Origin of the sequence: Nocardioides sp. PD653-B2, from assembly GCF_002117935.1 — a bacterium.
Classification (GTDB): Bacteria; Actinomycetota; Actinomycetes; order Propionibacteriales; family Nocardioidaceae; genus Nocardioides.
This window is the reverse complement of record NZ_BDJE01000019.1, coordinates 18371-30546: the sequence shown is the minus strand read 5'-3', so window position 1 is coordinate 30546 and position 12176 is coordinate 18371. Positions and strand designations below refer to the sequence as shown.

Genomic DNA, 12176 nt, shown 5'->3' with positions numbered 1-12176 from the left:
ACCCGTGCGTGCAGCAGACCCCAGCACAGCGCCGGCCGGTCGGCGCGAATGGAGTTCGGTTCTCTGGCTTGGTGAGCGCAGAAGCACGTCGAAGGCAGAGGGAGCATGAAGCGGACCCAGAAGAACCTCCCCGGGTCATTCCCCCCGGCCGACCCGGCAGCGCTCCGGAAGCTCATGTGTCGTGCCGGGCTTGCCGTTGCGGTCCTGGACGCATCGGGACAGTTGTCGATGATGAGTCCGGGGCTGGAGAACCTGCTGCATCGACCCGTCGCAATCGTGTCAGCCGAGTCGTTGGCGGAGGTGTTCCATCTCTACGGCGACGGGGCCGCCTCCTCCGTCCCGATGAAGTGCCGATCGTGCGAGCCTCACGCGGGGTGGTCGTCGAAGACGCCATCGTCACGGTGAGAGCCCCTGGACAGCCGGTCCGTCATCTCTGTGTCAACGCCGCGCCGATGATGGGGCTCGACGGCGAGCGGCGGGGCGCGTGGGCGGTCATGACGGACGTCACCAGCCTGGTGGCTGCCGCCCGGGGGGAGCTGAGCCGATCACTGGCGGAGACGGTGAACCACATCCTGCGTACGCCACTGACCACGATGCTGGGTCACGCCGAGTTGCTGCTTGATCGACAAGACGAGTTTCCCCCGGGAGCCGCGGATTCGCTCGAAGCGGTGTGGCGAGCAGGTCAACGCCTCAACGACGTTGTGACCAGGATCTCTGAGTGGATCGACTTCGCGCTTACACCACTCCTGGCGAAGACATGGGGGCCGACCTCGCCGAATACCTGGATCGAAATGAACGCCGTTGATCGAGTGCACTCGAACTGGCCCGACCGGGCCTCTCGTGCTCAAGTTCGTCGTGGCCGCGACCTGCGTTCGGTCGCGAGCCGTAAGCGATGCGCGCATTCCAGCGCCGGCATCGCCAGTGCGGCTTTCCTCCTTCCAGCTTGCTGGGGGACGCGGTCTCGGCACCGTGCCCCGTTGCGGCTGGCAAAGCGTGCACGTAGCCGGCCTCCGCGTGCGGATACCTCGCGACCGAGACCGAACAGAGGGAGGTCCCGGCCGCCCTATAGGTCTGTGACCCGAAGGCCGGGGAGACGCGCACATGTGCTTGACATCACGTGCACCCCGCGCCATGCTGCATACAACATGCAATCTTTGAACGGAGTCGAGCGCGTGCCGAGTGAATTCCGCGGACACTTTTCACAGTTCAGCCTCACGGATGACGAGTTCACCGAGCTTCGTGACTACGCCGACGACATTGATCCGCGAGAAGACGGCCGGGTGCTTGAGCTCATCTCGGGCGGGTTGTCGGGAGCTACAGACGTTCACATCGGCATTTGCCGTTTCGAACCGGGCGACTACCACATCAAGCACCACCACCCGCATGGTTCCGAGTGGTACCTCCTACTGGCTGGGGAGGCGGAGGTGCACGTTGGTGGAGTGGACCACCCGGCCCGCCGAGGAAGCGTCTTCTACATCCCGGCGGGGGTCACCCATTCCCTGAGGTCGACGGGCGACGAGACCGTCGAGCTGCTGTTTGGGATTAGCCGGCCCGAGTACGCAGACATCGGCCTTGTGTACGACGAGTAGCACGAGGCGCACAGAGCTCTCGGAAATTAATCGGTAGGTCCCTCCACGAAGGAGCAAAGTCGAATGCACAGAATCTGGCGGAACGCGACACTGGCCAAGAATCGCCTATACGTGCACATTCGGTCGGCCCGCCCTCTGGTTGCGGGCGCAGCGGCCCTCGCCATGACCGCCATGATGGCGGCGGGATGCGGGAGTGCCGACGATGCGAAGGGCGGGACCCTTCCGCGCCTCGAGAAGTCAGGCGTCGTGAAGGTTGGGTACGCGAACGAAGCCCCGTACGCCTACCAAAAGGACGGCAATCTCACCGGCATGAACATGGAGCTCATGAAGGCTTTCTTCAAAGAGCATGACATCAAGGTTGAGGGTGTGCAGGTCGACTTCGCAGGGCTGATCCCGGGTCTGCTGGCGAAGCGATACGACGTCGTCGGTGCTGGCATGTACATCCTTCCCGACCGATGCGAGGCGGCTGACTTCGGCCCGCCTGAGTACCAGGTCGGGACCGCGTTTGCGGTACCCAAAGGCAACCCGCTGGGAATCCACAGCTACGCCGATGTCGCGAATAGCCAGGCAGTGTACGCGACGTCGTCCGGAGTTGCAGAAATCGAGTACGCGGAAGTCGCCGGCGTGCCCAAGAATCGAATCAAGACCTTCCCGAGCTATGCGGACGCCGCGGCCGCGCTCGTCGCGGGAAGGGTCGACGTGATGGCGCAGCAGCAGACGGGTCTTCACGCAACTCTCAACGCCCTGAGCTCGGACAAGGTCGAGTACGTCGAACTGAGTGAGCAACCCAAGGACAAGACCGGCGCGACCGCCGTCGGCTACGGCGGCTCGGTGTTTCCGAAGGAGGCCGATGATCTTCGCGAGGCCTACGGAGAGTGGCTAGCGAACGCGCGCAAGGACGGCAGCTATCAGAAGATCATGGAGGAATTCGGGTTCACCGACGAGAACATCCCGCCTGCTGATCTCACGGCAGAGGACCTCTGCAAGGGCAACACACCCCAGTAGCTGGGGACCGCCAGGACCAGCTTTGTCGAGCGAAGTGGGGGATTCAGATGTGGAGTGTCCTGGAAAACAACATGCCAGACCTTCTTCGGGGAGCGCTCACCACCACGGCACTGGCGGTCACGGGTGGGGCGGTGGCACTTGCCACCGCCCTGCTTCTGGGGATCCTGCTCACCAGCAGGCATCGCCTGTTGCGATGGCCCGCGCGCTGTTGGGTTGAGATCTTTCGAGGCGTCTCAGCTTTGGTCCTCCTGTTCGTGTGCTTCTACGTACTTCCTCTATTCGGTTGGCCACTTTCCTCGTTCCAGGCCGCGACGCTCGGACTGGGTCTCAACATCGGGGCCTACGGGGCTGACATCGTCAAGGGTGCAATCGAGTCCGTCCCGAAGGGGCAAATGGAGGCCTCGGTGGCCTTGAACATGCCTACGTGGATGGCGATGTGGCGGATCATTCTTCCCCAAGCGCTCGTCATGATGTTGCCCTCACTCGCTACCAATCAGGTCATTCTTCTGAAGGCGACGGCCCTGACTTCCCTGATTGCGGTGAGCGAGTTGACGGCCAACGCCAATCGCCTAGCGCTCGTCGATGGGAATCGAAATAACCTGTATCTGACGATACTTGTCATCTACTTCGCACTCTCGCTCACTTTTTCGAGCGCGTTCCGCTTTGTCGAGAAGCGAATGGCTCGTCGTCTTCACGTCCGGAGGGCGAGCGCATGACCTTCGACTGGGATTACGCGAGTTCAATCTTCCCCAGCCTATGCCAAGGCGCGCTCGTCACCGTCTTTGCGACGGTCATCGGAATGGTGGTGGCGATCCTGTTCGGTCTCGTACTGTGCACCGCCGAATATGTACCCTTCGGGCCTGTTCGGATCGGTGTCCGGTGGATTGGGGAGTTCTTGCGCGACACTCCACTGCTGATCCAGATCTTCGCGTTGTACTACATTCTTCCTGGCGTCGGGATATCCCTTCCTCCATTCGCAACGGGAGTCGCTGCTCTGGGTCTTCAGTACGCCGCGTACCTCGCAGAGACTTATCGCGCCGGAATCGAAAGTATTCCGCGCGGTCAGTGGGAGGCGAGCAGGGCGCTCAATTTCTCGGTGGTTCACACATGGCGGGCAATTATCCTTCCCCAGGTCGTGCGCCGGGTGATTCCCGCGATCGGATCCTTCATGATCGGAATGTTCAAAGATTCGCCCCTACTGTTCACGATCGGCGTCACGGAGATTCTCGCTAAAGCGATGGACGCGGGGGGACGCACGTACAGGTACACCGAGCCGATCCTCATGGTTGGCGGGTTCTTCCTGGTAATGAGTGTGGTAAGCGCTGTGATTCTCAACCTGCTCGACAAGAAGCTTGTTACCAACGGCACCCGAGTCTAACCCAGCTCATCGCGGTCACCGTCGAATCCTTAGTAGGAGTTCAACTAATGTCTAGTGCCGGAACCTTGTCACTCACGAACTGCGCCGTCCTGGATGTTCGCACGGGTCAGTTGAGTGAACCCACCACGATTCGCGTGAGGGAAGGGCGGATCCGAGAGATCGGACCAACGGCGGGTACCGATGATGAGACATTGGACGTCAAAGGACGAACCGTCATGCCGGGTCTAATCGATGCGCATGCTCATGTCATGGCGTCGGACCTCAACTTGGCGGGGTTGCCGAAAGAGTCGGCCACGCTCCTGACAGCTCGCTCCATTCCGATTCTTCGAAACCTGCTCATGAAAGGGTTCACGGCTGCACGCGATGCTGGTGGGGCCGATTGGGGCCTAGTGGAGGCTGTGGACACAGGGCTCATTCCTGGTCCCCGATTGTTCATCTCAGGAAAGGGCATCGCGCAGACTGGGGGACAAGGGGACTTCCGTGCACGGAACGAGGTGGACTTGCCCGATTACTGTGCGCACGCGCTCGGATCGATGAGCCGAGTCGCAGACGGCGTCGACCAAGTCCGCCACGCAGTACGTGAAGAGCTGCGGCGCGGCGCACATCAGATCAAGATCTTCGCTGGGGGCGGCATCGCTGGTGGTGTGCCTTTGCAGTACTCCCACTTCACTGTCGAAGAGATACGCGCAGCGGTGGAAGAAGCCAGGGCCGTAGGTACCTACGTAATGGCCCACGCTTATGCCGCGGAGTCAATTCTCCGCGCAGTCGAGGCGGGTGCTCGGACAATCGAGCACGGGAATCTCATCACTGAAGAGGTCGCGCGGCAGATCGCCGGTCGTGCCTACGTGGTTCCCACCCTCTCAGCGCTTGAGGGGCGCTTCATGCATGCTGACGAGCTCGGCCTAGCTCCTGTCCGGCAGCGAATCCGAGACGCGGTTGATAGTGGGCTGAGGGGAATCGAGATTTGCCGGCGGGCGGGCGTGAAGGTTGGCTTCGGATCCGACCTCGAGGGGATCATCCACCCGTATCACTGGCTGGAGTTCCAGCTGAGATCTCAGGTGCAGAGTCCGCTCGAGCTGGTTCAGTCGGCAACTCTGATCAACGCTGAGATCCTGCAGATGGAAGGTCAGCTCGGGGTGGTTGAAGTCGATGCACTCGCTGACCTCGTCATCATCGACGGCAATCCTTGTGAGGACGCCAGCATCTTGATCAACGATGCCCGTCCGCTGGGCGTCATCAAGGGCGGCGAAGTGGTTCGATACGACTACTAGTGCCAGCTCAGATGATCGAAGACCCCAAGACATCCCTTGCAGGGTTGGTGCGAGACCCCCAACCGCGAATGGAAAGGCATCCAGGTGGCAGAGCTACCGAAGTTCGTCAGTCAGGGAAAGCCGCGCGCGAGCATCGCGCCACGGCAACGCCTCGAGGACGAGGCCTACAACGCCATTCGGGACATGATCATCTCCAACGAACTCATGGGGGGGCAGGTCATCAGTGTCGTGGCCCTCGCTGACCATCTCGGCGTGAGCAGGTCGCCGGTCACCAAGGCAGTGGCCGCACTAGAGCAGGATGGCTTCATTGAATCTGAACCGTTCAAAGCACCGCGTGTCGCCACAGTGACCACCAAGTTCGTCAGAGATGTCTATGACCTTCGTACGGTTCTGGAGGCTAGATCCGCGGCCAACGCGGTCAGCAACCTCTCCGACGCCGACGTCGCGACGCTCACTGCGGGACTTGCGTCGCTCGAGCGTTCGCAGCCACAGGCAGATCCGACTGCGGTGGCCAGCTTTGATGTCGCGCTGCACCACCTATTCGCTCAACGCGCTGACAACAAGCTTCTCGCGGGCTTCCTCGACAACCTTGAACTCCACCTGAACCGTATTCGCAACGTGTACAAGGAGCACATCTACTCGGAGCCGGAGACCGACATGCAGCTATCGGAACTGCAGGCCATCGTTCATGCGGCGGTGAACCGGGACGCCGGCGCCGCCGAGGTGGCAATGCGTGACCACGTCTGGCGGCATGCCCAGCGCCTCATTGAAAAGATCGGTGGGAGCCCCATCTCATGACCGTCAACCACGACGTGAGTTCGGACCTCGAGCAACGAGGGATCCGTGAACAGTTGACCGACCTCCTGACCAGGCTGGTTCGTATCCCTTCGATTAACCCACCTGGGGGAGAACTTCCCGTTGCGCGACTGCTGGGCTCTACATGGGCAGAGGCTGGATTCGAGGTGCAGTACGACGAGTTCGCAGAAGGACGAGCGAACGTAATTGCTCGCAGGCGTTGGGGATCAGGACCAAGCCTGCTGCTCAACGGTCACATGGACGTTCAGCCCCCGGGCCAGGGTTGGTCGGTAGGTCCGTTTGAGGGCGTCGTTGATGGAGATCGCCTCTATGGGCAAGGAGCAGAGGACATGAAGGCGGGTCTAGCCGCCATGACAGTCGCTGCAGTCAACTATGCGAGGACTTCGCCGACCAGCGGCGAACTCATCCTGACTGCGGTTGCGGACGAGATGTGTGGCGGCCTTCACGGATCGAAGCGTCTTGTCGAGCAAGAACTCAGCGCCGACTTTGCCTGCGTGTGTGAACCGACGGGCGATCAACTGTATTTAGCGCATCGTGGCGCGATCTGGCTGCGCCTTGAGGTGACGGGGAGGTCGGCCCATGGCGGACGTCCATGGCTCGGACGTAACGCGATCAATGCCATGCTGGCCTGGCTTACCGCCCTGCAGGACTGGACCCCTACCACCTTGCGCCGTAACGAGCACGAGCTACTGCCAGACAACACGCTGAATATCGGCGGGATTTCGGGCGGACACAAGATCAACGTTGTCTCCGACCGTTGCACGGCTGACGTGGATCTCCGCCACCTGCCCGACGCAGATGTGTCGGGCTTGGTAGATGAGGTCTACGCCATTGCCGCAAGGACCATCACTGACTTCGATTTCACCGTCGAGGTCACCCACACGGTGGATCCGATGGAGACTCCCGAGAGCAACCCGATCGTAGGCATCTGCCGCAGGGCGTTTGCTGAGGCGACCGGTCGGTCGCTGCAACTCGGGGGGACCGCAGGTTTTCAAGACGCCCACTACTTCTCGCGGGACCTAGGCATACCCACCGTCATGTTCGGCCCATTCGCAGGTGGGACCTCGGAAGGCGATGACTACCCATCCAAGTCTGGACAACCGGATGAGTGGGTTTCGCTGTCCGCTCTGACGACAACTGTGAACGTCTACGAAGGGATGATTGATGGCGTCCTCACTTCCGAGCGCTGATGTGCCTGGTGCCAAGTTGGATGTGGCGCAAATGAGATTGCGCTCTGCCAGCGAGAATACTCCCGCGATCGCCATGCAGGACCTGAACAAGTCCTACGGCGAAAGCCATGTCCTGCGTGGAGTTGACCTTGACGTCGAAGCTGGCCAGAAGGTCGCTTTTATCGGTAGAAGCGGCTCTGGCAAGACGACGCTTCTCCGTCTCCTTATGACCCTCGAGGAGCCCGACTCTGGGATCATCCATGTTCATGGGGTTCCGCTTGGAGTCCGGTTGAAGGATGGCGAATACGAACCGGACAGGCGCCGTCATATTGCGGAAGTTCGCCGAAACATTGGCATGGTGTTCCAGCATTTCAACCTCTTCCCACACAAGACTGCACTTCAAAACGTCATGGAAGCACCCGTGCACGTCCTCAAACTTTCGAAGGATGAAGCGCGAATGCGCGGCGTGGAGCTATTGGAGCAGGTGGGACTCGGTCACAAGGTTGACGAGTATCCAAGTCGACTCTCGGGCGGTCAGCAACAACGGGTAGCGATAGCGCGAGCCCTTGCAATGCGTCCTCAGGTGATGCTGTTCGACGAGGTCACGTCGGCTCTCGACCCTGAGGTTGTCGGCGAGGTCCTCAGCGTCATCCGAGACATCGCGCACGAGACATCGATGACCATGCTGTTGGTGACGCACGAGATGCGCTTTGCACGGAGTTTCGCCGACCGTGTCATCTACATGGAACACGGCGTGGTCGCGGAGGACTCGCCGCCGGACGTGATCTTCGAGAATCCGACAAACCCGAGCACCCGGAATTTCCTCCGCGCTGTTCTGGACCATTGAGGCCAGCCGCGAGCACCTCCAGAGGGACCAGACTGATGGCGGGCGGCGGTGCGCCAGAAGTGGACCACTTCGTGGTCGTGACGCGAGACCTAGCAGCGACTGTCGCCGACATTGGCACGGTGGTTGGCGTTGCGCCGGTTCCCGGGGGAAGCCATGCGCACAGGGGGAGCCGCAACTACCTTCTCGGGCTGGGCGGGAGGCGCTATCTGGAGATCATCGCGGTTGATGATGCGCAACAAGAACCCAAGGTGCCTCGGTTGTTCGGCCTCGACGGAGCCTTCGGACGAAGCCGCTTGGCGACCTGGGGGGTTCGGCCTCTGGATTTCGACGAAGCCGTTCGCGCTATGGCAGCTGGGGGACACAGCCCCGGGATGGTCAGTTGGTTGGCACGCCCGACTGCAGAAGGTGAACTGCGCCTCCGGCTGACCGAGCGGCCGGATGTCCTTGAGGACGGTGTTGCCCCCTTTCTCGTCGACTGGGGCGACACGCCCCATCCTGCGCTGCCGCTCCCGCGCGTTGACCTTCTTACTTTCCGGCTCTTCCACCCGGACCCGACGGGCATCACCGACGTGCTCACCCGATTGGGGTTTGACCGCGCGAATGCGCCCACTGTCACATGGGCAGTCACGCCAGGCCTCGAACTCGTAGTCCAAGCAGCTGACGGCAACCTCGTCAGCCTTCGCTGAGGCTCAGGAACTCCCATTCAGGGGCTCAACCGCATTGACATTGCAGATTACATGCAGCATGCTGCTCTCAGGACGCAATACTGATTGCAAGAGGAAGCGGGGTAGTGCGGTGACTGCAGCGCTGGTGCGGGACGAAGCCCGACTGTCAGAAGCGGAGCGCACAAGGCGGATGTGGCCGGCGGCCGCTCCACCTGAAGCGTTTCGGGCGGTGTTCGGCGCCCTCCCCACAGGTGTAGCCATCGTGAGTTGTACCGATGGCATGGGTCTTCCGGTCGGTATGACCGTCAGCGCCGTCACCGCACTTTCGCTAAACCCGCCACAGTTGCTGACCTGTCTCCAGCACGGCAAGTACACCCTCGATGTGATCAGAGAATCGGGTCGCTTCGGAGTCAACTTCCTGAGTGAGGACCAGGCAGATCTGGCCGACCGTTTCGCGTCGAACCGGTTCGACAAGTTCACTGGGATCAGCTGGGCGCCTGGTCACACTCTCGGAGTCCCCTCTATTGCGGGCGCTCTTGCCGTGGCTGAGTGCATCGTGACCGAGGTCATTTCGTCTGGAGATCACGACATCGTCATCGGCACCCTCACATCGGGCCGCAGCCGTGAAGGCGCGGCGCTCATCTATTGGGACCGCGGCTATCACCGACTCGTTCGTCAGGGCCAGGAGTAGACCGGTCGCGCGATAACCGAGTTCCACTCAGGAAACTCACCAAACAGAGGATTGAAATGGACTTTTCTCAGCACCCCGAGGTGGCCGCCTGGATCGCAAAGGCCGAAGCGCTCAAGCCGATCTTTGCCGAGCGGGCCCGGCGCTACGACGAAGCAGGTTCCTGGCCCAAGGAGAACATGGATCTCCTCTTCGAGCAGGGCTTCCTCAAGCTCGCGATTCCTGCCGAATTCGGGGGCCTGAGCACGGAGGCAGGCTTCGCTCACATACTCCCGCATAGCGTGATTGAAATCATCGCATCAGCATGCGCGAGTACTGCCTGGGCGTTGACGACTCAGTATCACTGCCATGGACTCATCGCCGGGCTCGCCAGCCACGAGCAGCAGTCATGGCTGTTCAAGGAAGTCCTCGACAACGGCGCTCTGATGGCGACGGTCGGCAGCGAAGTCGTTCCCGCGCAGAGGGTCGCGACCGGAACAGAGTCTGGGACGATCCAGTTCAACGTCGAGTTTCGAAAGACCGAGGACGGATTCGTCGCGAACGGCACGAAGGGGTTCACGTCGGGGGCCGCGGCCTCCACGTTCATCCTCTACTGGGCACTGGCGCCCAATACTGAGACGCCTTCTGAAGGCCTTGTTCTCGGGGTGATGCGCGCGGATGATCCTGGGGTTCAGTTTCTGCCTGGTTGGGAAGAAGTCATCGGTATCCGAGCGTCGCTTTCCGGACCGACGAAGTTCGACAACGTGCCGATCCCGAACGCGAGTGTTCTCGGTCAGCCTGGTGATTATGTGCAGAAGCACCCATACCTCTTCGAGATCACCTACGCGACGATCTGCCTGGGCATTGCTCAAGGCGCCTTCGACTTCGTGGTCAAGGTCTTCAACGAGCGCCCATACCTCGCCGAGGAGGACAGCCTGAAGTACACGCTCGGTGAAATGTCGAGCGCGCTCCAGGCCACGAGGGCCTCGTGGTGGTACGCACAGTGGCTATACGACACCGGCCGGTTCGGGGAGGGGTCGCTGGCCGCTTTGCGTGCGCTCCACCAGGCCAAGACCACCGGGATGTTCGTCGTTACCAAGGCATTCGATGTGGTTGGGACCAGGGCGCTCTTCAAGTTCAACCCCCTTGAGCGCGCGTGGCGCGACCTCCGCACGGTGTCGCTTCACACGCGCGAGAGCCAGTTGATGGGCCTCGTCGCAAAGGCTGAAATCACCGGCGATCGGTTCGCCAAGGCGAAGTACGGCTACCGGATCGCCGAGGAGCAACGCAAGAACTGGTCCGAGCTCGGTTTCCCCGAATTGGATCGCTGAGTCTCGAGTTGAGCTTCCAAGGCTTGTGGTCCGATCTTGAACACCTGGGTCGTTCGCCGCGCACCGGCGGTTACAACCGCTTCACTGGCGGCCCGACCGACCTCACTCTCCGTGAGTGGTTCGAAGGTGAGGCTGAGCAGCGGGGAATGCACGTGGAGGTGGATCGAGTCGGCAATCAATGGGCATGGCTCGGAGACCCCGATCGCGCAGCGGCGCAGGGGCGGAAGGCTGTAGTCCTTGGGTCGCATCTCGACTCGGTGCCTGAGGGAGGTGCGTTTGACGGAGCTCTAGGAGTGATCTCTGCATTCGCGGCCGTCGATCAGGTCCTAGCCGACGACGCCCTGTCGGACGTACCGCTAGGGATCGTCAACTTCATCGAGGAAGAGGGCGGACGATTCGGACTAACATGTCTTGGTTCCAGACTCCTTGTCGGCAACCTCGAACCTGAAGCTGCTTTGGGGCTTCTGGACAGTGACGGTGTGTCGTTGAGCGAGTGTCTCGCCGGACTGGACGTCAGCGCTGAACACCTCGGACCAGACCGTGAAGCGCTCAACCGAATCGGTACCTACCTCGAGCTTCATATCGAACAAGGACGGGGCCTCGTGGAGCTCGATCGTCCGGTGGCCGTTGGGTCTGCCATTCGTCCCTACGGGCGGTGGCGGGTCGAGTTCACCGGTGAGGGGAATCATGCAGGCACCACACGTATGTCGGATCGGACCGATCCGATGCTCGGCCTCGCGGAGCTTATTCAGGTGACGCGTCGCGCGGGCGAGCGGCACGGCTGTGTGGCGACAATCGGCAAGATCCGGGTGACTCCGAATGCGGCCAACGCGATCCCTTCGCAGGCAATCGGATGGCTAGATGCCCGAGGACCGGACGAAGCCTGGATCCGGCAAGTCGCGGCCGAAGTCGAAGCGATTCCGGCCGCAGCAGTGTTCGAGGAATCGTTCACCCCATGGGAGACATTTGACCAGTCAACCGTGGCGCTGTTGGCGTCCGAGTTAGATGACGCGCCCATCCTCGAGAGCGGTGCGGGACACGACGCCGGCACCCTGGCCTCGGTCGGCATCGCATCGGCGATGTTGTTCGTGAGGAACCCGACGGGTGTGTCCCATTCCCCGAGTGAGCACGCCGAGTTCGATGACTGCGTGGTCGGCGTCGACGCCCTAGCCACATCAGTGAAGACGCTCCTGCTCTGATTCGGGCCCAACTCCGATCACATCGACTGTCGGGGCGGCCCCGTCAGAGGGGTCTTGAGCGCTGCGCGTGCACGCCTGCTCACATGGCAGCAGGTAGACGAAAGGGAGGAGTGACGTTGGTCTCAGGAGCGGCCACGCCGCAACGTCCTTCGGTGTTGTCTGAAGTCGCTGATGTCCAGGCCTCAGGGTGTCCGCCACGTAGCCGGCGGGCAAGAGTCCCCGAGCTGGGACGGTGCTTG

At 61.6% G+C, this 12176-nt stretch carries 12 protein-coding genes and 1 pseudogene; all 13 read left to right on the top strand.

Annotation, left to right across the window (positions count from 1 at the left end; genetic code table 11):
* Nucleotides 1–452: 452 nt before the first annotated feature.
* Nucleotides 453–701 (top strand): annotated as a pseudogene (locus tag PD653B2_RS26025) (histidine kinase dimerization/phospho-acceptor domain-containing protein); the annotation flags it as partial.
* Nucleotides 702–1103: 402 nt separating this feature from the next.
* On the top strand, nucleotides 1104–1589 hold the full coding sequence (locus tag PD653B2_RS25595) for a cupin domain-containing protein (protein WP_242665215.1): 486 nt from the start codon (nucleotides 1104–1106) through the stop codon (nucleotides 1587–1589).
* Between the two features lie 162 nt (nucleotides 1590–1751).
* Entirely contained in the window at nucleotides 1752–2594 is an 843-nt protein-coding gene (locus PD653B2_RS09440) for a transporter substrate-binding domain-containing protein (protein ID WP_165763401.1), read from the top strand.
* Between the two features lie 47 nt (nucleotides 2595–2641).
* Nucleotides 2642–3310 (top strand): amino acid ABC transporter permease, encoded by a 669-nt coding sequence (locus PD653B2_RS09435; protein ID WP_085872127.1) that lies wholly within the window; start codon nucleotides 2642–2644, stop codon nucleotides 3308–3310.
* On the top strand, nucleotides 3307–3972 hold the full coding sequence (gene ehuD / locus PD653B2_RS09430; RefSeq protein ID WP_085872126.1) for an ectoine/hydroxyectoine ABC transporter permease subunit EhuD: 666 nt from the start codon (nucleotides 3307–3309) through the stop codon (nucleotides 3970–3972). The genes PD653B2_RS09435 and ehuD overlap by 4 nt, the downstream gene beginning before the upstream one ends.
* 47 nt (nucleotides 3973–4019) lie before the next feature.
* Entirely contained in the window at nucleotides 4020–5243 is a 1224-nt protein-coding gene (locus PD653B2_RS09425) for a metal-dependent hydrolase family protein (RefSeq protein ID WP_085872125.1), read from the top strand.
* An 84-nt stretch (nucleotides 5244–5327) separates the two neighbouring features.
* Nucleotides 5328–6041 carry a GntR family transcriptional regulator gene (locus PD653B2_RS09420; RefSeq protein ID WP_085872124.1) on the top strand — a complete coding sequence of 238 codons (714 nt, stop codon included), beginning with the start codon at nucleotides 5328–5330 and terminating at the stop codon, nucleotides 6039–6041.
* Nucleotides 6038–7249, top strand: a complete 1212-nt coding sequence (locus tag PD653B2_RS09415) for a M20 family metallopeptidase (protein ID WP_085872123.1) — start codon at nucleotides 6038–6040, stop codon at nucleotides 7247–7249. Before PD653B2_RS09420 ends, PD653B2_RS09415 begins: the two co-directional genes overlap by 4 nt.
* Nucleotides 7250–7280: 31 nt before the next feature.
* Complete coding sequence (ehuA, locus tag PD653B2_RS09410) at nucleotides 7281–8075, top strand: ectoine/hydroxyectoine ABC transporter ATP-binding protein EhuA (RefSeq protein ID WP_085872133.1); 795 nt, start codon at nucleotides 7281–7283, stop codon at nucleotides 8073–8075.
* Nucleotides 8076–8134: 59 nt separating this feature from the next.
* Nucleotides 8135–8761 (top strand): VOC family protein, encoded by a 627-nt coding sequence (locus PD653B2_RS09405; RefSeq protein ID WP_165763399.1) that lies wholly within the window; start codon nucleotides 8135–8137, stop codon nucleotides 8759–8761.
* A 58-nt stretch (nucleotides 8762–8819) separates the two neighbouring features.
* The gene (locus tag PD653B2_RS09400) at nucleotides 8820–9431 is read left to right on the top strand and encodes a flavin reductase family protein (protein WP_085872121.1); all 612 of its coding nucleotides are present in this window, start codon (nucleotides 8820–8822) and stop codon (nucleotides 9429–9431) included.
* 56 nt (nucleotides 9432–9487) lie between these two features.
* The gene (locus PD653B2_RS09395) at nucleotides 9488–10738 is read left to right on the top strand and encodes an acyl-CoA dehydrogenase family protein (protein ID WP_085872120.1); all 1251 of its coding nucleotides are present in this window, start codon (nucleotides 9488–9490) and stop codon (nucleotides 10736–10738) included.
* Nucleotides 10739–10746: 8 nt separating this feature from the next.
* The gene (locus PD653B2_RS09390) at nucleotides 10747–11937 is read left to right on the top strand and encodes an allantoate amidohydrolase (protein ID WP_242665214.1); all 1191 of its coding nucleotides are present in this window, start codon (nucleotides 10747–10749) and stop codon (nucleotides 11935–11937) included.
* Nucleotides 11938–12176 lie beyond the last annotated feature (239 nt).

Excerpts from the sequence above, each read along its gene's own strand:
- PD653B2_RS09440 (WP_165763401.1), top strand. The coding sequence starts at position 1,752 with ATGACCGCCATGATGGCGGCGGGATGCGGGAGTGCCGACGATGCGAAG.
- PD653B2_RS09435 (WP_085872127.1), top strand. The coding sequence starts at position 2,642 with ATGTGGAGTGTCCTGGAAAACAACATGCCAGACCTTCTTCGGGGAGCG.
- ehuD (WP_085872126.1), top strand. The coding sequence starts at position 3,307 with ATGACCTTCGACTGGGATTACGCGAGTTCAATCTTCCCCAGCCTATGC.
- PD653B2_RS09425 (WP_085872125.1), top strand. The coding sequence starts at position 4,020 with ATGTCTAGTGCCGGAACCTTGTCACTCACGAACTGCGCCGTCCTGGAT.
- PD653B2_RS09415 (WP_085872123.1), top strand. The coding sequence starts at position 6,038 with ATGACCGTCAACCACGACGTGAGTTCGGACCTCGAGCAACGAGGGATC.
- ehuA (WP_085872133.1), top strand. The coding sequence starts at position 7,281 with ATGAGATTGCGCTCTGCCAGCGAGAATACTCCCGCGATCGCCATGCAG.
- PD653B2_RS09400 (WP_085872121.1), top strand. The coding sequence starts at position 8,820 with ATGCTGCTCTCAGGACGCAATACTGATTGCAAGAGGAAGCGGGGTAGT.
- PD653B2_RS09395 (WP_085872120.1), top strand. The coding sequence starts at position 9,488 with ATGGACTTTTCTCAGCACCCCGAGGTGGCCGCCTGGATCGCAAAGGCC.